The organism is Paenibacillus sanfengchensis, from assembly GCF_036864765.1.
Lineage (GTDB): Bacteria > Bacillota > Bacilli > Paenibacillales > Paenibacillaceae > Fontibacillus > Fontibacillus sanfengchensis.
In genome coordinates, this window is the sequence record NZ_JBAGJC010000002.1 from 508422 (window position 1) to 528935 (window position 20514).

Here is a 20514-nt window from a genome sequence, read left to right on the forward strand (position 1 = left end):
CTCCCAGGGCATCAAGTGGAACCGGTTTAGAGCAAAGAGGGCGCAGACGGATTCGCCGTCGCCCTCATCGATTAGTTTTTTACCTCGTCCGCCAATTCGTTGATACTTTTATCGAAGCCGTTGATCTCCTGTACCTTCTGTACGAGCGTGGCGTATTCGCCCGGGAGCAGCATTTTCCGTAGGCATTGGTCCGCGCCCATCACTTGATAAGACTGCTGGAGCTCGGCGTTTTTCAAGTCCGGGAACACGACGCTGGCAACCGCCAGCTTGGCCAAATACTCGTCGGTATTGGTCTCGAAGCTGACCATCCCCTTGTCTTTCACCTTCCGTTGGCAGGATCTGCGGATCGCCTCGTTCTCGTCCTCGGTCATGCTGCGCAGCCGCCATGGTACAGGCACACCTTGCTCGTCCTTAAACCGGTCGGATACGACGACTTCCTCCACCAGTCCGGCGGCGGCGTTTTGGGCAAAAAAAGCAGATAAAGAGCTCATTCGTGAATTCCTCCTGTATCGTTTTATTTTCTCGTGAAAATATCGTTAGTTGGTCGGTTGAATCGCGTTAAAGGACTCCGTCACATCGTAATCCTCGAAGGTAAACGGAATTTCCTCCTCAAGCATATCCTCGCTGGACGCGTCGAATTTGGTCGCAATGATACTGTCGAGGTTGCAGCCCCGCAGGAACACGGTTTGTTTGCCCGCGCCGCTTCCCGGCTGCTCGTTCGTAATCATCAGGTCAAACCAGAAGTCGGTCCCGTTCTTCACGTAGTCTTCCATCAGCTTGCGGAATAAAGAGGAAACATAGTAGATCGTCAGCGTACCCGTACCTTTCCAGCCGGCCGACCGCTGCGGCGTCCCCGTTCTGCCCAGGGTCGGAACGTCCACCTTCGTTTTTTCGATCGTCGATTCCAAAGTTTTGGCGTAGAACAGTTCCTCCGTCCGATCGCCAATTACTACGAACGCCTTGGCCTGCTTGCCGCTTACCGCATCTCTCACATTAAAAAAAGAACCTGCCATCGTTTCGTCCTCCTTAGTTGACCGTGACGGTCATGTAGATTTTTTCGATACTGTCCACCGGCTGCACGCTCAGATTGATGACAACGGCGTCCCCGTCGATGCCCGGCAGCACTTCCAAATCGGTCTCCGCGTTGAAATTCTGAATCGCTCCAATCCCCTGCAGGCTCCCCAGATAGCTGAGCACCTCGCCCTTCAGCAAGTTGCGGCCGTCCGCGTTGTTGCCGATTTTTCCGATATAGCTCGCGGTGAACGTGCGCTGAATGTCCCGGGCGATCGTGTCCAGCACGCGCACCACGCGGTTTTTGCTGAAATGCTTAGCCTTGTCGGCCGTAAACGTCGTCAGCGTATTGATGTCCTGTTGGATTTGCACTTTCCCGTTCGACGCCGACAAGACCAGTTCGCCGTTTTGCAGCGCCTGGATCATCTCGCTGTAGGTGTACTTCGGCGTTACGTCGACCGCATTCGGAATTTCCGTGTAGGTGAGCGATTCATTGACCCCTGCCGCCGCTTCCATGGCGGCGATTTCCCATAACAGGTAGATCGGCTCCACCGTCAAACCGTCCGCGGTCACGACGCTGTTCTTCAGGCTGATGACCCCTTCATAGTCCGCTTGCGGGTAGTTGTAGAGGACGGTGACGATTTTTTTGCCCTCCTGCTCCCGCAGTCGCTTCGTGTAAGCTACGGCCAGTTGCTTCAGCGCCGAATCGTCAGTCGGCAAACCGAGCACGTCGAACTCCTCCGCTTCCAGCGCCGCCAGCGCGTCGGTCCAGTCGCCGCTGCCGCCGGTACCTTCTTTGCCGCCTGCCAGCGCCGTTCCCGCCGTTTCGGTCAGCTCGCCGCTGCCTGAGAACGTGACGAAGTCGTTGTTCTTAAGCGCCTCCGCCGTGCCGACGATTTGCGCGTCCACCTCTTCACCCTCCAGCAGCGTGCGCACTTCATAGACATCCGGCTGGTCCACGCTGGCCTGAACGACGATTTGCAGGTCGTTGCCGCGGGTGCCGCCGTATTTGGCCGTGGCCTTCAAATTGCCGATGACCGCAGCCGCCTGTGCTGCGTTCTTCGCGCCCAGCCGGTAGATTAGCACTTTGCCGGCATGCGCCATTGCCGACGCGATATGGCGGATTCTCGCGTCAGCCGCATGAAAGCCCAGCAGCTTCTGCGCGTTTTGCAGAAACGACTCTCCCTCCAGCTTGATCACGCCGCTTGGCCCCCAAGGCAGCGGTGCCGGAAAAGCCGCCACCCCGCGCTCGCCAACCGTTCCCACCGGGCGAGCCGCCGATTTAAAATTGATGTATGTCCCCGGAGATACTTTATTTTGCGTTGTCCATGTGCCATTAGCCATGTTCCTTCACTCCTCTTTGGATAAATGATTGTACCGCCTGCTCAGCTTCGGCTTCCGTATAGGCAGCCCCGTCCTCCAGCACCACTTGCAAAATGTCCTTTTCCACGCCGCTAAAACGTCTGGCCGCCAAGAACTGTGCCTTAGAAAAGGTTCGCTCTCGCTCCACAAGCGTCTCCTGCTTGTCCGCTTGCTTTTTAATCCCCATGTTTGACCATCCCCTCCTGCCGGAGTGTTCTCATTTTCACGACTTCGCCGGCCGGTACCCAGACGAAATGCGAGAAAGTCAGGTACAGATGCAGTGTCCCATCGTCCTTCCATTCGGTGTGTATTCCTGCTCCGGGCATCAGTCCATCATCCGCCGAAGTGACCGCAAACAGCTCATAGAACTGCTCCGCCACCTCATTAGCGGAATACCTGCCGCGCTCCACGGGAGGGAAGAACTGTACGTCCAGCGAATACGTCCGCTTGAACCGGCGGTTCAACTCCCGGGTCTGTTCCGACTTCAGCAGTTGCACAAAAATGCACGGCACCGGTAAACTATCCGACCCGCGCTCCGTGTGAACAGGCAGCTCAGGGAACCTTGCCGTGAGCATGTCGGCCACGCTTTGCACCACGTTGTTTAAGGTTGACTGCGACAAATCCTCACCTGCCTTCGTTTAACGCTTAATTCCCGCGCCGCGACACAGTTCAGGGAGCCCTCGCGGCTTGCCCTCATCTTGGTAAATCCTCATTTTGCACTACGTTCGAACGCCCTTCCTCTTATAGCGCCTACCTGGTCTCATCACCCGCTGCAATTGAGGCTTGTCCCAAATGAAAGGACCGCGGCACTCCCCGAAACCGGCCACACGGGAAAAAAGGGCCGTGAAAGTCTCATTCACGGCCCCGCGTTAGGATTAAATATGCAATTTCTATTTCTTCGACAATATCATTTTATCCCGGATTTACGGCCATCGTTGGCCCTAAAAAGGACAAGGAGAGGACAGGAAGCGGAAGGAATTTGGTTATTGACGGATTTTGGGAATGGTGCTAATATCAAAGCGAAGTTAAAACCTTTAAACTTTTGTACACGTTATTCCCGGATGGTTCTACCGGTAATTCTCTTGTTAGGCAAGGAAATTTCTATAGCAAGAAAGATAAACTGTTTTTTATTTTCCCCTAAAGTTAAAACCTTTAAACTTATATGCAATGGAGGCAATCCATAGATGAACATCCATGATGTAGCCAAGAAATCAGGGCTCTCTGTAGTGACGGTTTCCAGAGTCCTGAACAATTCGCCGTCGGTCCGGGAAGCAAATAGACAGAAGGTTCTCCAAGCCATCGAGGAGTTGAACTATCAGCCTAATTCGGCGGCACGCAGTCTGGTACGCGGTAAAACGGGAGTCATCGGAATGTCGATCACGAACTTCAACGACTCTTTCTATGATCGCGTTATTCGGGTGGTGAATCGCAAACTGGCGGAGCAAGGATACTTTCTGGCCTTATCCATCGCTGAAAACGAGGTGGAGGATAATTTTTTGTTTCAGAGGGACCGGGTAGACGGCATTATCTTGTTGTCTCCACTTCGAGAAAACGAATATGTAGTTGAACTGAAGCGAAAAAACATTCCGTTCGTTTTGCTGGATAATCAATTCCAGCATGAGGATGTTCCCAGTGTGGTCGTCGATAACTATCAAGGCGGGTATGAGGCTACGAAGCATCTGATTGATCTGGGACACACCCAAATCGCGCATATCGGTGGCCCCTCAGTGTTCCTGAGCGTAGAGGAGCGCAAGAGGGGATATGTTCAAGCGCTGAATGAAGCCGATTTAACGCCGTTCGGTATGGAATTTTGCGGTTTTACGGTAAGCAGCGGATATGAAGTGGCCAAAAGATGGATTCGCGAAGATAAGCTGCCGACCGCTATTTTTTCCGGAGACGACTTTATCGCCCTTGGGGTTGTTCAAGCCCTTCGCGAGGAGGGGATTCTGGTACCGCACGATATCTCGGTTGTCGGCTTCGATGATCAGCAGTTTGTAGGTGAATTCTTCCCCCGGTTGACGACAGTCCGACAGCCGGAGGCGCAGATGGGCAGCATCGGCGTCGACTTGCTGCTAAAGCTGATCAACGGGGAGGTGATGCCGGCTGCTGTAACCAAGCTCGCCCCTCAGTTTCTTGTACGCGAGTCCACGGCACCTGTAAGGCAAACCTAAATAAATAGGAGTGAACGATTTGTGAGGTACTTTTTGGGCGTTGATGCAGGCGGAAGTAAAACCTACGCGGTCATTGCGGATGAACAAGGCAGCGTCATCGGTGTAGGTCAAGGGGGAAACGGAAATCATCAAAAAAATCGGGAGCAGGCAGGGGCGAATCTGCATCGGGCTGTAACGGAAGCGCTCAAGGTTTCGGGACTGACACCGGAACAAGTCGAGTTCTCCTGGTTCGGCCTCGCGGGAGCGGATAGAGAGTCCGACTTCCGGATTTTGCGGCCAATGATTCGCCGACTCGGCCTGCCCCGAACCGATATTTCCTGCGATACCTGGATTGCATTGCGGGCAGGCACGGAAAAGAGTTATGGCGTGGTCCTGATTTGCGGATCGGGCGTAAACTGCGCCGGTAAAAATCCGCAAGGCGAAACTTACCAGTGCGGCGGGTTTGGCTACCGGTTTGGCGACTTCGGCGGAGGGTACGATTTGAGCGTCGAAGTCTTCCGCAGTGTAATGCGAGCGGATGAAGGAAGAGAGAAGCCAACGGTTTTATCGGAACGCTTAACGAGTTTGCTGGGCTATTCCCATGTTTCGGAGCTTAGGGAGGATTACTTGGACGATTTCAGAGACTTGCCTCCCCATATTGCGGAACTGCTGTTTCAAGCCGCGGAAGAAGGGGATGAGGTAGCTGCCGGGCTGTTGATCAAGCAAGGGGACGAACTTGGCCTTGCCGCCTCGGCGACGATCCTGCAACTGGGGATGGAAACCGGTACGTTTGACATCGTCCTTGCAGGCAGTCTGCTGACAAAAGGAGATCGCTCCGGGATCATTCGGGGGGCCATTGAACGAAACGTGAAACAGACCGCTCCAGATTGCACTTTAAGGGTTTTAACCCGGGAGCCGGTCATCGGTTCGGTCGTTCTGGCGATGGAAAACAGCGGGATGCAAGTAAACCGCGAAATGCTTGATCGTCTGTCGCTGGCGGAAATGCCGCAAGCCATTAAATGCTAGTCTTCATGAACCATAAATCGATTGAGTGAAGGAAGGGGCTATCTTGAAGGAAACACTGAAACTGGTTGTCGTCGGAGCGGGGTCTTCTTATACTCCGGAGCTTATTGAAGGCGTTATCATGCATCACAAAGAGCTGCCCGTCAGCGAAATATGGCTGGTGGATATTGAAGAGGGAACGGAAAAGCTGCACACGATTGCGGAGCTGAGCAAGCGGATGATTGCCCAATCCGGACTTCCGATTACCGTATGCGAGACGCTTGATCGCAGAAAGGCCATCGCCGGAGCGGACTTTGTCTGCACGCAAATCCGGGTAGGCATGCTGGAAGCGCGGAAATGGGACGAATTGATTCCGCTGAAGTACAATGTCATCGGTCAGGAGACGACCGGCCCCGGAGGCATGATGAAAGGCCTGCGCACGATTCCGGTGATTCTGGATATTTGCAAGGACATCGAGGAGCTTGCTCCGGATGCCTGGTTGTTGAACTTTACCAATCCGGCCGGCATGGTTACCGAGGCCGTCCACAAATATTCTTCGGTAAAGAGTGTAGGCCTGTGCAACTCGCCGATCGGTTTTCAAAAGTGGCTCTCCGAGTTTTTTGGGCTTCCGATCGAAAAGATCTATGCGGAGTTTGTAGGGATTAATCATTTGCATTGGGTATCCGATGTGGTGATCGATGGGGTAAGCAGGCTGCAAGAGCTTATTGATTATCCAAAGAGCTACAAGGCGAGCAATGTGCCGTTCGATGCCTGGGATCACCGCTTTTTGAATTCTTTGAAAGCGATACCATCCTATTATTTGAGCTATTACTATATGACGGACGCTATGCTTGACGAACAAAGGGAAGCTGCGGCTACGACCGGCTCGCGTGCCGAAGTGGTGAAGCAGGTGGAAGAAGAGCTGTTCGAGCTGTACCGGAACGTTGAGCTAAAGGAGAAACCAAAGCAGTTGGAGCAGCGCGGCGGTGCCTATTACTCCGAAGCGGCGGTGCTGCTGATGCGTTCTATCTATAATGACTCACGCGATATCCAGACGCTGAACGTAAGGAACGGCCGAACCATCGACTTTTTGCCCGAGAATGCCTCTATTGAAGTCAACTGTATCGTAACCAAACAAGGCCCGATGCCGATCCCTTTGCAGAAAATTCCGCACTCCGTCAAAGGGCTGCTGGCTGCCGTGAAGCAATATGAGAGCTTGACGATCGAAGCGGCCGTGCATGGAGACCGGGACACTGCGCTGCAGGCGATGGTCCACCATCCGCTGGTGCCTTCCGTCACCGTAGCCGAACCATTGCTGGATGAAATGCTGGAGAAAAACAAAACGTACTTGCCCCAGTTTCAATAGACTGTTCCAGAGGAGGGGAAACCGATGAAGGCGGCTGCGAAGTCAAGTAAATGGAAGCAGTTAGGCAAACAGTGGGATTTACAGTCCATGGTTTGGCCGGGCATCATCTTTGTCTTTATTTTCAGCTATATTCCGATGTATGGCGTGGTTATGGCGTTCCAGCAGTACGATATTTTCGCCGGAATCCTGAAGAGCCCTTGGGTTCAATTCATGAACTTCAAAATGTTCTTCCAAGCGCCGGAGTTTTGGAACGTGATGAGAAATACGCTGGTGATTAGCCTGTTGAAGCTGATCATCTCCTTCCCGGCGCCGATTCTGCTTGCGCTGATGCTGAATGAAGTCGGGAACATGGCCTTTAAGCGTTTTATCCAGACCGTCAGCTACTTGCCTTATTTCCTGTCCTGGGTTATTGTATCCGGTTTTGTATTCTCGCTTCTGTCCGTGGATAACGGAACGGTGAATTTCTTGCTGGAGCGCTTCAACCTGATCCAGGAGCCGGTGAACTTTCTGGCGGTTCCGGAATACTTCTGGTCGATCCTGGTCAGCGTGAACGTGTGGAAGGAAGTCGGCTTTGCGAGTATCGTTTATCTTGCCGCCATCGCCGGCGTTGACCCGACCATGTATGAAGCCGCCTCCATAGACGGCGCAAGCCGATTCAAACAAATCTACTTAATTACACTCCCCAGCATAGCGCCCATCATTATTATTTTCATGATTCTTGCCATCGGCAATCTCCTCAGCGCGGGCTTTGAAGATATTCTACTGCTGGGCACCAATCCGATCCTGCGGGAATACTCCGATGTCATCGATACCTATGTTTATCGCGTCGGGATTTTGAATGCCCGATTCTCCTACGCGACAGCGGTGGGGCTATTCAAAGCGGTGATTAGTGTGATCTTGCTGGTGACAGCCAATAAGATCGCCCGCCGGGCAGATGTTAGTCTCTGGTAGGGGCTTCAACTTAAAGGGGGAATGAAAAATGAGACTAAGTCCGGGTGACAAAATCCTGCAGCGGACCATTTACATCCTGTTGACGTTACTCGCGGTTATCATGCTTTATCCGTTCTGGAACTCGCTTGTGATTTCCTTCAACCAAGGGAGCGACACGGCGCTTGGCGGCATAACCCTTTGGCTAAGGGTCTTTACGCTTGAGAACTATTATATCGTGTTCCAGGATAAGCGTTTATTGAACTCCTTTTGGGTCACCATCCTAAGAACCTTGTGCGGCACGGTGTTGTCGGTCTTTTTCACGGCTCTCTTGGCCTATGGGATGTCCAAAAAAGCGTTGCTGTTCCGAAAGCACTACATGGTGTTCTTTATCGTAACCATGTTCTTTAGCGGAGGGTTGATTCCAACCTACATGCTTATCCGTTCTCTCGGCATGCTCGACACCTTTTGGGTCCTGGTGATCCCCGGCATCATCAGCGTTTATAACATGATCGTCATTCGCACCTTTTTCGCGGCTCTGCCTGACGGGCTGGAGGAATCGGCCAAAATCGACGGCTGCAGCAACTACGGCATTTTCTTTAAAATCGTCATCCCTGTCTCCGGCCCGGTACTGGCTACGATTGCCTTGTTTACGGCAGTGGGGCACTGGAACGACTGGTTTACGGGCGCGATCTATATTACGACGGATCACTTGCTGCCCATTCAGACGCTGCTGCGCCAAATTATGAACTCCAACATCATGACCGACATCGCCTCATCCAATGCCATCGCACTGGATCATATGAACCGGAATCGGACGATTACGGCGAAGTCGCTGACCATGGCCACGATGATGATCGCCACGATCCCGATTATTTTAACGTATCCCTTTCTTCAGAAGTATTTCGTCAAGGGGGTATTGATTGGCTCGTTGAAAGAATAGCAAGCTCCATATTCTATAGAAAGAAGGGGAAAAAATGCGCAAACGCATGAGATGGATCTCGCTTCTGATGGTCTCTTTACTTGTTGTTCTGACAGCTTGCGGCGGGGGCGGGGAAAAAAACGGGGGGACACCGGATACCCAGGCCGTCGATGACGGCAGCGGAATCAAGCCGGTAACCTTCAGCTTCTATGGGCATTACGACTGGCTTACGACAGCGCCTTGGGCCGAGAACGAAGCGACGAAATGGATTCAGGAAAACCGCAAAGTGACTGTTGAACCGATACAATCCGGAGGGGCCGCCGCGGAAAAGTTTAACACGATGATCGTCAGCAACGATCTGCCGGATGTCATTTTTACCGATCGGGGGGCAACGGTGGAACGGCTTGCGAAAGCGGGAAAGCTCGTGGCGCTGGATGATTACTATGCGAAGTATCCGAATTTCAAGAAATATGTCAAAGAATCCACCCTGAATCTGCTTCGCTCCGAGGACGGAAAAATATATCAAATTCCCAACTGGTATACCTCGGGACAATTCGGCAACGGCGGCTGGATGGTCAATAAAGATATTTATAACGCGCTTGGCAAACCGGCGCTGGAAACCTTCGATGACCTATATCAATATTTATTGCAGGTTCGGGACAAATATCCGGATGTCGTGCCTCTTGAAGTCGGGGAGAAGGGGGCCGGACTTGAAATGATGTATGGCGGCTTCAAGGAGAATTCCACCAGCAAGTTCATTTCCCTCAAGGGATATCCGGAAGGCGACAAGCTGGTCTCCATCTATGATGATCCCGCTTTTAGCGAGATGATGCTGTATATCAATAAACTGTTCCGCGAACGCCTGATTACGCAGGATGCGCTGCAGCAAACCCAGGACGCGGTCAAAGAAAAGGTGAACACCGGCCGGGTAGCGGTCATGGTTGAATCCAACATCACCACCTATGGTGCGGAGGGGCATCGCGCGCTGACGGCAAGTAATCCGAATAGCGGTTATGAAATCATATGGCCGATTCATAAAGCCGGATTGGATAAAAATAAGGTTTTTGTAAGCGGTTTCGAAACATTGGGTTGGAACGTGAATGTGATTACGACCAGCGCCAAAGACCCGGAAGCCATTTTTGCTTACTATGACTGGATCACCGGTCCGGAGGGGCAAAAGGTTCTGTTCTTCGGTCCGAAAGGCTTATACTGGGATGAAGAAGATGCGGACGGAGCACCGATTCCGAACGAGAAGTACAAGTCGACGCCCGCCAACGAGCGTACGGAAACCATGAGAAAATTCGAGGACTTTAACTGGGCGGGAAATACGACATTTATCGATACGGCCAAAATGAATCTGGAGGCTTCGCTTTCCGCGAATCAAAAATCCTGGGAGACGATAGCGCAGTCCACCGTAACCTGGAAAACCGCGATGGACATTACGGAATTTGTGAATACCGACCCGGTGCCGGATACGGAAATCGGCATCATTGCCCAAAATATTCATGATATTCATACCGTTGCTTTTGCTCAGATGGTCCATGCGAAGTCGGATGCCGAGATGCTGTCGGCCCTGGAGACGGCCAAAAAGAACACGGCCAAAGCCGGGCTGGATAAGCTGCTCCAATTCAAAACCGAAAGATGGCAGGAGAATGTCAAGAAAATCAAGGCGACTAAATAATACTTGTTGGATTCTGGAAAACAACTATTTCATAGGGAGGCAAGAATATGAGGGTTGCGCTAAAAGCGAGGTTCATGGCGGTGCTAGGCTTGGTGTTGGCTTTCTCGGTGACGGGCGCTTCAGGTTCGGGGATGGCGGCGGCGGGGAGTAACCCCCCTTTTGAAACGGAAGTCATTGTCAGAACGGTGAACCAGTTTAAAAACAAGACGGACGTGCTGAACTTTGTCGCGATGTCCAAACGCTACGGCGTCGATGTCATCAGTATGAACGTCAAGCAGGATGAAGATGATGAGGTACCGTCCGGACGGGTATTCTACCGGAGCGAAATCGCGCCCATAGCGCAGGGATACGAGAATTTCGATGCGCTGCGGGAGGTCTTGACGGCGGCTCATGCCGCCGGGATCAAGGTTCATGCCTGGATTCCGCAATTCCATGATCAGGAGGCCTTCCGGAAGCACTCGGAATGGCAGATGCAATCGTTGGTGAACGGCGTCCAAACCCCATTTACGGGCGCTAACGGCAACGAATACTTCGTGAATCCGCTTCATCATGAAGTACAACAGTATGAGCGGTCCATTATCCGGGAAGTGATTGAGAATTATTCCGTGGACGGCGTGGTGCTGGATTGGATCCGCTTCGACAATTACAACATGGACGTCAGCGATTACACGGTGGCGAAATATCAGGCGGAATTCGGGTATTCCCCGCTTAGCATCGATTTCGAGGCGGATTCGCCTCAGCGCGAGCAGTGGAACGCATGGAGAACCGATCAAATCGGACAGTATGTAGGCGATATCCGTCAGGATATTTCCCAATCCTCGAAGCCGGATTTGAAGCTCGGCGTGTATATTTTGCCGCCGGAGTTTAGAGAGGTCGGGCAAGACGTATCGAAGTTTAAACAACATATCGATTTCATAGCGCCTATGGCGTATTTCGACGACTGGGGTTTCAACAGCGATTGGGTCTACAGCACGGAATACGGCATTCTGAAGGACACGAGTGACCGGATCAGCGGCCATCCCGTGGACATTGTGGCCACGCTGGATAATGACTGGACCGATGACGAATATCAGGAGGTCTATAAAGGCATCCGCGATAATTATCCGGGCGTGAAGCGCCTCTCCTTCTTTGCCGACGGAACTTGGCCCGAAGCCGAGCTGGCGAAAATCAACGAACGTACAACCTGGCCGACGCCGGACTGGACGCCCCCGGTCGAGCAGGATTATCCGGCTCAACTGCCGGCAGGCTGGAAGGCGAGAAATATCGGCTCGATGCCGGGGAACGCATCATACCATTCCTCCAAAAAACAATTTACAATGAGCAGCCGTTCCACGGATATTTGGGGGAGCGCGGATCAACTGAATTTTGTGTATCAACCCGTTAAGGGCGACGCGGAGATGATCCTTCAGGTACGGTCGATGGACCTTATGAACGGTTGGGCCAAGGCCGGCATTATGATCCGGGAGTCGCTGAATGCCGATTCGAAGCACGCGGACATGGTGCTTACCCTCGAGAACGGCGCAGCCTTCCAGTATCGCGTAGACACCAAGGGAAGTACAGCCGATCGGACTGCGGATGCATCCGCTCCAAGCTGGCTGAAGTTGAGCCGAAAAGGCAACACCTTCACCGGTTCGATTTCAACCGACGGGAAGAAGTGGCAAACGATCGGAACCGCTAATATCTCTATGAGCCGTCAGGTTTATATCGGCATGGCGCTTAGCAACCCGGGAGATGATCCGGGAAGTAAAGCCGTGTTCGGAAATGTGAAGTTAACTGTCCGGTAGAGTTAAACTCAATTACGATAGATACGTAAAAAAGCCGCCCTCCGTAGGTCAAGAAGACCACCGGAGGGCGATTTTAGTTAAGCCGGCGAATAGGATGCTCTCCGCTTACCGGCTTACGGTGTAGTTTTGTCCGTAGTTGTTATCCCAGTAAGTTTGTCCATTGACGGTGTAGGAAATAGCGTACTTAATTTGCGACACACTGGGGGCAATAGAATCGATCGTAAAATGCCAAGCCTCTACACTGTCGTCGGAGTTTGCCGGCATTGAAAAGGAGGCGTCGGCTTCTTTCGTGGTTGCCCAGTTATCGGTGGTATATTTGATTTTGACCTGTTTGCTGAAGCCTAAATTTTTTACATAAACGCCACCCAGGAAGGTGTCCTGGCTTATTTCATCGTAGGCGCGAAGGACGTTCGGTTTCCCGAGAATGGTGGAACTTTCCGTATAGCGGCTGACGGAGTAATTTTGGCCGTTGTTATTGTCCCAATACGTTTCCCCGTTGACCTCATACTTGATAGCGAATTGGATCGTTTCGGCATTGACGAGCTCGGGATGCGTATTGTTCATGTTGTTTGTGGATACGGCGAAACCCCATTTTTCATGCCCTGCCTCGGCTGGCCCTTCATAAGAGGCGTCCGTATCGTACCACTTTCCGTCTCCCGGAGTATAGTGAATTGTTACGTTTTTTTGAGGACTCAGATTGCTGACTTCCACTTTGCCGCTGAATCCTACATAGCCAAACTTGTAAATATAGAGATTGGCCGAAATCAGTTGAACCGGCTGGTCACTTGCAAAAGCCGCTTGCGCAAACGTTAGCGCAAACATCGCAAATAAACACAACCCCGACACCAACTTCTTCACCTTACCGTACATTTTCTACCATCTCCTATTTTTGGGATATGTTACATTAATAAAATAGCACAGAAAATTCCAAAAATAAATACGTTTTTCAGAAATTTTCTGATTTTTCAGAAGGAGTAGAATTTTTAATATACTTCTTCGCGCAAACGTTTGTCTTTGTTTTCTGTACGCTCTGCATGAGTATAAACAGATAAACAGGTTTTTGGTAGAGCAAGAACGAACTAAGTGGTAGCGGGATAGAACCATTTTTTCTAGGAAAAGGAGTGCTCGAAATGCTGAAACATAAAAAGGTCATCGTAACGGGGGCGGCATCGGGAATCGGCAAAGAAATCGTCAAGCAGTGCTTGCAGGAAGGGGCAGCGGTCCTCGCTTGCGACATTCACGAGCCATCCCTGCAACATTTAAAAGGGGCCGTCAATGAACATGAACAAGATCGTCTGTATACCTATCAGCTGGATGTAAGCAAGTATGAGGAGGTCGCTAGATTCTTCGCCTATGTGGAAGCGGAACACAGCGACGTCGATAGCTTAGTCAATAACGCCGGTATTTATTTGGCGAAAAATATACTGGACTACCAGGAAAATGAGATTGACCACGTCCTCGATATCAATGTGAAGGGGTACATCTATTTTTCCCAACGGTTCGGCAAAAAAATGATCCAAAGCCAGCGCAAAGGCGTCATCGTGAATATGTCTTCCGTGTCGGGTTTAGAAGGCAGTTCGGATGCCATCTACGGTTTATCCAAAGCCGCCGTTCTCGGCTTGACGAAAAGCTGCGCCATGAACTTCGCCCCATACCTTCGAGTGAACGCGGTCGCTCCTACGATGGTCAGTACACCGATGATGGATACGATCCCCGACTGGAGAAAAAAAGAGTACCTAAGTCACCAACTTATCGACACGCCCGTATTGCCGGAGGATGTGGCCGATACCGTAGTTTTCTTGTTGTCCGATAAATCCAAGCACTATACGGGGGCGACCTTCGACATCAATAATGGAGGATATTTAAGATAGGGGTAAAAAAACAGGGCACTCCCGGGAAGCGCCCTTGTTGTCCTATTATGCCTCGATCAAACCCGAATTTGGCCTCCACAAAAAAGAGATTTTAGTGAACAAATTTAGTGAAAAATTTGCACTTCCGAAGTTGAAATAGGGTGTTGAACATGTTATCATGGAGCACACAAAGGGATTGACTACTTCTTAGTATTCGATTCTGAATCGGCATAGTTGATCAAGAAAGAGCCCTTAACCGCCAAGTTAAAAGGGCTCTTTTTTGTATCTTCTGCATATTATTGGGTAATGATAACAATTAATAATTAATAAACCCGAGTGAAAGCAGATTCCAGCTATACTTACCTACATGGTTTGGTCTACTTATGGATGTAACCGCCAAGTTAACCGTCCATAAGTACTGTGGTCATGTTGGAAGAGCTGCTTTCTTCGGGTTTGCCCCTAAGAGCTAAGTTCTACTTCTCGGTATGGATTCCAAGGAATCATAAGGAGAATTCGAACGAAGTAGTAAGCTGCTTGAAACAGCTTTGCAATGATGTTGGTCCATCGCATCATCCTCCTCATATTCTTGTTTTTCTTCAACATAGTTGATTGGATGTAGGCGTATAGCCCATAACGCACATATTGATTATATGTCGTTTGGATATAACTGGAAATGTAAAGGGCGTTCCATCCGGTAGTACAAATGACACCGAAATCTATTCTACATTCTCCAATCTTACATATAAAAAAACACTGGGGTCAGCCTTTCGCTATCTAGTAGCCCCGCCTCTTATTTCTTCTTCACATCCATCGTATCCAAAACATCCTTAATCACCCGGAAAATAAGCTTATTCTCCTCCAACGAGCGATCATAAAGCAGCGAATTTATTACCTCCAAAACCTCGGCCTTATCTTTCCAGGAGTCCACCTTCTTCGTTTCATGAAACTGAAACATCACTGCTAGAGGCACATCTAGCCCCTGAATGATTTTCTCCAGCGTTTCGATGGAAATATTGCGTGTTCCCCGTTCGACGGTTCCTATGTATGACGCGTTTACGCCGGCTTTTTCAGCAAGCTGTTCTTGTGTAAGTCCTTGTTCTTTCCGCAATTGCTTGATCCGTTTGCCTATGACTTTCAGTAGCACGATTTACCACCTCTCTATCAGATTAGAGAAGCATTGTGCCCACAAACAGAACAGAATATGCATTATATTGTTGAAAATAGTGCTTATATACACTAAAATATAAATTGTCACTAGTTTCTTTCACAATTCCCTCGAACTTCCATATATGAAGAGGATAAATAATGGAGTATCTTAATGTATCCATAGTGCCTGTAGATCGCAAAAATACCATTTATTTTTACGGGGAGGCTATCTCGATAGACTGCTATTTACTTTATGGGCCTAGTCATGGGGATGATTTTTTAAAGACCAGTGAAGCCATGCGGCAATTAGCAAATCAAACATACAATGAAATGCACTTTAACTTGTTTGTGGAGCAAATTAATTTTTCTACTTACGGAGCCATCCATGGCTTTTTGACATCTGGGAAAAGAAAAAAAGAAAACCACCCTCCTTTTATAAAAAGGCTGATGGTTTGGGTATTTGACAGAAAAACTCAAGATTGCCGCGCCTTCGGGTACTACGAGGTTTAGTTTCTTATCACTCTATTCAACTGCCCTCATATACTTGATCCATCCCCATCTTATTGATAAATGCCTTCTCTATTTCCACGGTAATCTGGTTGTTGTCCACCGTTTCCCGAAACTTCAAAGCTTGCTGCTATAAATGAGTGTTCAAAAGTCAGGTTTTCAGCACCGAGAAGATTGGATGAAGCTTAGGGACTGAGTAGCGCAGCGTAGGAAGAGCCTACGTGAGCAGCGGAAGGCCCGGCTGAATTCAAGATTCGATGCCGATTAAGCTCCATGACTCTGCTTCGTGATCAAAAGATGACTTTTTGAACTACCTCTAAAATAATCATGCTGCCAGCACTCCTATAGCTCGGTATATTTGGTCATTCTTCCAAAAGCTTTGTCCACCGGATACTTAGCGGCGTTTCTCCGCATTTTGTCCCGGATAATATCTTCGATGTTAAGATCTAGCGCGTCGGCCAAATAAACCGCGTAGATCAGCACGTCGGCCAGTTCGTCGGCAATTTCCTGCTTCTTCTGCGTCACACCCTCTTCGGATGATTTCCACTGAAAATTCTCCAGCAGCTCGGAGGCCTCCAGACTTAGCGAGATCGCCAAATCCTTTGGATTATGAAATTGCCCCCAGTTCCGCTCTTCCCGAAAAGCGAGCAGCATCTTGATCAGCTCTTCATTCATGTTCGTGCTCCTATCATTCCGTAATAGAGTTTGAGCCGTGCTCATCCCAAGCAAAAAAGAGACGGTCCTCCCCCATGATTCGGGGCCCGCCTCTTGTCGTTTCTTGATGTGGCCATGCTTTGGCCCCTGGTTAAATATGCCTACTCCCAACTTATTACGGAACGCGGGATTCGTCAAATGGACCCATGCCACCGATTCTTCTAAAAAAAGATCCCCACACTCCTCAAATCTCCATAGACTCGCACATAAAAATCATAGAAACACCCCTTTATTTGGCATTAATTCCTGTTTATGATCTCTTTGCGATCAAACCCAACCGTATGAAAAGGAGGAATGTCAACAGATATGACACCGCTTACATCTTTTTAAAACGCCATAATCGTCAGGAGTAACGGGTCTGCATAGACCTGCCGCCAGATGTACGGAACTTGAGGAAACTTAATATGAAGGGAGATTGAAATTCGTGAAAAGCCAAAGACGCCTCGCCGCCTGGATTTGCATGCTGAGCCTGATCGCAGGAACGTTCTTCGCCCCCCTCGGATTTCCCTATCCTGCCCACGCCGCGGGAGGGCCGAATCTGGCCGCGGGGAAAACGGCGACGGCCTCCGGCCATGCCGATGTTTATGTTGTTTCCAACGTGACGGATGGTAACCCGGACACCTATTGGGAGAGCACCAATCATGCCTTCCCGCAATGGGTTCAGGTCGACCTCGGCAGCGCGGCTCAGATCGACGAAGTCGTACTGAAGCTGCCGTCCGGCTGGGAGAGCCGGTCGCAGACCTTGTCCGTGCAAGGGAGCGCGGACGGCTCGAACTTCTCGGACATCAAAACCCCGGCTAGCTATACGTTCGATCCGAACGCCGGGAACACGGTGTCGATCGACTTTGCCGCAGCCAGCGCTCGTTACGTGCGAGTTCACGTGACGGCCAATACCGGCTGGCCGGCTGCGCAAGTTTCCGAGCTGGAAATCTACGGGGACAGCAGCGGTGCCGATAACCAGCCGCCGACCGCTCCGGCAAATCTGGCCTATACGCAGCCCACCCCGGATACCACCCTCCTCACCTGGGACGCGGCGACTGATAATGTCGGCGTCGCCGGATACGACATTTACGCGAACAACCAGCTTCGCGGGAGCGTGGACGGATCGACGCTTCAGTATGCCGACCCGCAACCCGCCGGCACAACGGTGACGTACTACGTTATCGCCAAGGACGCCGCGGGCAACGTCTCCCCGCCAAGCCAGACGGTCACCCGGACCGGTTCGGGCGGCGGCAACGGGACCAACCTGGCCCTCGGCAAGCCGATGACGGCCTCCTCTTCGACGTTCACCTATGTGGCGGCCAATGCCAACGATAACGATATAAGCACTTATTGGGAAGGAAGCGGCCATCCGAGCACGCTCACCGTGGATCTTGGGGCCAATGCCGACATCACGGCGGTCGTCCTCAAGCTGAATCCGGCCAGCGAATGGGCCACACGCACGCAAACGATCCAGGTACTGGGGCATGACCAAAATTCCGCGACGTTCACAAATCTGGTCTCCTCCGCTTCTTATACATTCAACCCGGCTTCGCAAAATACGGTGACGATTCCCGTGGACGCCACGGTGAGCCGCGTGCAGCTCCGGTTTACGGCCAACTCCGGGGCGCCCGGCGGCCAAGTGGCCGAGTTCCAGGTCATCGGTACCGCGGCCCCCAACCCCGACTTGACGGTCACGAATATTTCCTGGTCGCCGGCTTCCCCGGACGAATCCCATACCGTTACGCTTAACGCCACCGTCCGGAATAGCGGCTCCGTGGCCTCTACCGCAACCGATGTGAACTTCTACCTGGGAGACGCCCTCGCCGGGACCGCTTCCGTAGGCTCGCTCGCCGCCAATACCTCGGCGGAGGTCTCCGCGACCCTAGATCCGAAAGAGGCCGGCTCCTACGCCGTAACCGCCAAGGTGGATGAGGACAATAAAGTTGTCGAGACCAACGAGGCGAACAATAGCTACACCCATCCTTCCCCGCTGGTCATCGGCCAGGTTCAAAGCTCCGACTTGATCGGAACGGCCTCATGGACGCCAAGCAATCCCAGCGCGGGCGATACCGTAACCTTCACCGTGAACCTCAAAAACCAGGGAACGATCGCTTCTGCCAGCGGGGCCCACGGCATAACGGTCGTGCTGAAAAACGCAGCCGGCTCCACCATTAAGTCGTTTACCGGATCCCACAACGGCGTTTTAGCGGCGGGGGCGTCGGCGAACGTCACCGCCGGTACGTGGACGGCCGCCAACGGCAGCTACACGGTAACGACGACGGTCGCGGCCGATGCGAACGAAATGGCCGCCAAGCAGGCCAACAACGTCAGCACGTCCAGCTTGTATTCCGGGCGGGGCGCCAACATGCCGTTCACCATCCTGGAAGCCGAAGCCCCGGGGAACGGCACCAACGGGACGAAGCTGGCTCCGAACTTTACACCGGGCGATTTTGCCGGTGAGGCTTCCGGCCGTTCGGCCGTGCATCTGGACGCCGTCGGGGAATATGTGGAGTTCACGCTGACCTCGCCGGCCAACGCGTTCGTACTCCGCAACGCCGTGGCCGAAAATACCACCGGAACGGTCAGCATTTACGCGGACGGCGTCGATAAAGGCAACTTTACCGTGACCTCCAAGTTTTCCTACGTTTACGCGACGCCATCCACGCTCGGACGGCTCGGCTATGACAATTCGGGCTCCAAGGCCTACTGGCTCTACGAGGATTCACAGTTGCTGCTGGATCAAGTCTATCCGGCGGGGACTAAAATCCGCATTCAAAAAGACGCCGGGGACGTTCCCTGGATCTATGTGGATATGATCGAGACGGAGAATGTGGCTCCCCCCGCCGCGAATCCGGACCCGAGCAAATATGTTCAGGTTTCGGCCGCCAAATCCATCGAGCAGGCGCTGAACGAGTTCCGGCAAGATCCGGCCAAGAAAGGGATTTTCATCCCGGCCGGCGAATGGACCCTCCCGTCCAAAATATACCTGTACGGCCGGGCAACCGAGATCATCGGCGCGGGGCCTTGGCATACTCGACTCGTCGCCCCGAAAGACCAGACGAACACCGATGTCGGATTTAATATCGGCTCCGGCGCGAACGGTTCAACCATTAAGGATCTGTCCGCCTGGGGCAACTACATCTACCGGCAAGACGGACCCGGCAAGTTCATCGACGGAAACGGCATGCAGAACGTCACCATCGAGAACGTCTGGGCCGAACATTTTGTCTGTCTCTATTGGGGAGTAAACTCTTCGCACAATACGTTCAAAAACAACCGGATCAAAAACATGTTTGCCGACGGCATCAACATGACCAACGGCTCCTCCTACAACATCATCGACAACAACTATGCCCGGGGGACCGGCGACGATTCGTTCGCGTTGTTCAGTGCGATCGATTCGGGCGGCTCCTACAACGTAGGCAACAAGTATACCAACCTCACCGCCACCAACGTCAGACGGGCGGCCGCCTTTGCGGTCTACGGCGGCCAAAACAACCTGTTCCAGAATCTGTATGGCGCGGATACCCTGACGTATCCGGGCGTCACCATCAGCAGCTTGAGCTTCGGCTATAACACGCTCGGTTTTGGCGATCAGGATACCGTGATCGACGGCGTCACACTGGATCGCACAGGCGGGGATTTCTGGACCAGTGTCGGCGGCGACGACAAAATCAACGACTACCAGAACTTCGGGGCCATCTGGTTCCACGGCGGCGACAGGGACTTCAAGAACGTACTGGTGAAGAACGTCGACATCAATAACCCGGTGTACTTCGGACTGATGTTCCAGTCCAAATCTCCGGAGAACCTCCCGCTGCAAAATGTCCGCCTCGAGAACATTACGATCAACAATCCAACCCGCTACGGCATTAAACTCGTCGTTAAGGCGGAGGACGGCCAAGGTCCGGTTGTCGGCGAAGCAAGCTTTACCAATGTCAAAGTGAACAACCCGGGCATTACGGCCATTTACGGCGAAAATCAGTCCCCGAACTTCAACGTCATCCGGGTGTCCGAAAATAACTGGTAACCCTTATATTTCGGTGGCAACGGCAAAAATGAAGGAATGGCGGTGCAAGAGGGTGTCCTCGCGCGTCGCCATTCTTCTTT

General features: G+C 51.9%; 18 protein-coding genes. 10 read left to right on the plus strand and 8 right to left on the minus strand.

The genetic code is table 11. The features are described 5' to 3' along the window. Nucleotides 1-71: 71 nt before the first annotated feature. Genes V4U84_RS05650 through V4U84_RS05670 form a run of 5 tightly spaced genes read right to left on the minus strand, consistent with a single transcriptional unit; the run spans nt 72 to nt 2993 of the window. On the minus strand, nt 72-491 hold the full coding sequence (locus V4U84_RS05650) for a phage tail assembly chaperone (RefSeq protein WP_334072485.1): 420 nt from the start codon (nt 489-491) through the stop codon (nt 72-74). 45 nt (nt 492-536) lie between these two features. Continuing rightward, a complete protein-coding gene (locus tag V4U84_RS05655; RefSeq protein ID WP_334072486.1) occupies nt 537-1013 on the minus strand; it encodes a phage tail tube protein in 477 nt (158 codons plus the stop codon). A 13-nt stretch (nt 1014-1026) separates the two neighbouring features. Continuing rightward, a complete protein-coding gene (locus tag V4U84_RS05660; RefSeq protein WP_334072487.1) occupies nt 1027-2355 on the minus strand; it encodes a phage tail sheath family protein in 1329 nt (442 codons plus the stop codon). Continuing rightward, nucleotides 2348-2560 (minus strand): hypothetical protein, encoded by a 213-nt coding sequence (locus V4U84_RS05665; protein ID WP_334072488.1) that lies wholly within the window; start codon nt 2558-2560, stop codon nt 2348-2350. Before V4U84_RS05665 ends, V4U84_RS05660 begins: the two co-directional genes overlap by 8 nt. Continuing rightward, the gene (locus V4U84_RS05670; protein ID WP_334072489.1) at nt 2550-2993 is read right to left on the minus strand and encodes a phage tail terminator family protein; all 444 of its coding nucleotides are present in this window, start codon (nt 2991-2993) and stop codon (nt 2550-2552) included. The genes V4U84_RS05665 and V4U84_RS05670 overlap by 11 nt, the downstream gene beginning before the upstream one ends. Nucleotides 2994-3557: 564 nt before the next feature. On the opposite strand from V4U84_RS05670, the gene V4U84_RS05675 reads away from it, so the two are divergent. Genes V4U84_RS05675 through V4U84_RS05705 form a run of 7 tightly spaced genes read left to right on the plus strand, consistent with a single transcriptional unit; the run spans nt 3558 to nt 12205 of the window. Then, the gene (locus V4U84_RS05675; protein WP_334072490.1) at nt 3558-4544 is read left to right on the plus strand and encodes a LacI family DNA-binding transcriptional regulator; all 987 of its coding nucleotides are present in this window, start codon (nt 3558-3560) and stop codon (nt 4542-4544) included. A 21-nt stretch (nt 4545-4565) separates the two neighbouring features. Next, a complete protein-coding gene (locus V4U84_RS05680) occupies nt 4566-5549 on the plus strand; it encodes an N-acetylglucosamine kinase (RefSeq protein ID WP_334072491.1) in 984 nt (327 codons plus the stop codon). 43 nt (nt 5550-5592) lie between these two features. Further along, nucleotides 5593-6891 carry a 6-phospho-beta-glucosidase gene (locus V4U84_RS05685; RefSeq protein ID WP_334072492.1) on the plus strand — a complete coding sequence of 433 codons (1299 nt, stop codon included), beginning with the start codon at nt 5593-5595 and terminating at the stop codon, nt 6889-6891. Nucleotides 6892-6915: 24 nt separating this feature from the next. Beyond that, on the plus strand, nt 6916-7842 hold the full coding sequence (locus V4U84_RS05690; RefSeq protein ID WP_334072493.1) for an ABC transporter permease: 927 nt from the start codon (nt 6916-6918) through the stop codon (nt 7840-7842). A 28-nt stretch (nt 7843-7870) separates the two neighbouring features. Further along, nucleotides 7871-8761: a carbohydrate ABC transporter permease gene (locus tag V4U84_RS05695; protein ID WP_334072494.1), complete on the plus strand. Its 891-nt coding sequence runs from the start codon at nt 7871-7873 to the stop codon at nt 8759-8761. A gap of 34 nt (nt 8762-8795) precedes the next feature. Then, the gene (locus V4U84_RS05700) at nt 8796-10421 is read left to right on the plus strand and encodes an extracellular solute-binding protein (protein WP_334072495.1); all 1626 of its coding nucleotides are present in this window, start codon (nt 8796-8798) and stop codon (nt 10419-10421) included. Between the two features lie 47 nt (nt 10422-10468). Continuing rightward, the gene (locus tag V4U84_RS05705) at nt 10469-12205 is read left to right on the plus strand and encodes a family 10 glycosylhydrolase (protein WP_334072496.1); all 1737 of its coding nucleotides are present in this window, start codon (nt 10469-10471) and stop codon (nt 12203-12205) included. A gap of 105 nt (nt 12206-12310) precedes the next feature. Here V4U84_RS05705 and V4U84_RS05710 read toward each other — a convergent pair whose 3' ends face one another. Beyond that, entirely contained in the window at nt 12311-13075 is a 765-nt protein-coding gene (locus V4U84_RS05710) for a hypothetical protein (protein WP_334072497.1), read from the minus strand. A gap of 260 nt (nt 13076-13335) precedes the next feature. On the opposite strand from V4U84_RS05710, the gene V4U84_RS05715 reads away from it, so the two are divergent. Beyond that, on the plus strand, nt 13336-14076 hold the full coding sequence (locus V4U84_RS05715) for an SDR family NAD(P)-dependent oxidoreductase (RefSeq protein ID WP_334072498.1): 741 nt from the start codon (nt 13336-13338) through the stop codon (nt 14074-14076). 769 nt (nt 14077-14845) lie between these two features. On the opposite strand, the gene V4U84_RS05720 is transcribed toward V4U84_RS05715, so the two are convergent. Continuing rightward, nucleotides 14846-15199 (minus strand): helix-turn-helix domain-containing protein, encoded by a 354-nt coding sequence (locus tag V4U84_RS05720; protein ID WP_334072499.1) that lies wholly within the window; start codon nt 15197-15199, stop codon nt 14846-14848. 161 nt (nt 15200-15360) lie between these two features. Between V4U84_RS05720 and V4U84_RS05725 the strand changes: the two genes are divergently transcribed. Beyond that, nucleotides 15361-15711, plus strand: a complete 351-nt coding sequence (locus V4U84_RS05725; RefSeq protein WP_334076885.1) for a hypothetical protein — start codon at nt 15361-15363, stop codon at nt 15709-15711. 339 nt (nt 15712-16050) lie between these two features. Here the strand turns inward: V4U84_RS05725 and V4U84_RS05730 are convergent, their stop codons facing one another. Next, nucleotides 16051-16383, minus strand: a complete 333-nt coding sequence (locus V4U84_RS05730) for a nucleotide pyrophosphohydrolase (RefSeq protein ID WP_334076886.1) — start codon at nt 16381-16383, stop codon at nt 16051-16053. Between the two features lie 499 nt (nt 16384-16882). Between V4U84_RS05730 and V4U84_RS05735 the strand changes: the two genes are divergently transcribed. Continuing rightward, nucleotides 16883-20434: a discoidin domain-containing protein gene (locus V4U84_RS05735; protein ID WP_416367214.1), complete on the plus strand. Its 3552-nt coding sequence runs from the start codon at nt 16883-16885 to the stop codon at nt 20432-20434. The last annotated feature ends 80 nt before the right edge of the window (nt 20435-20514 follow it).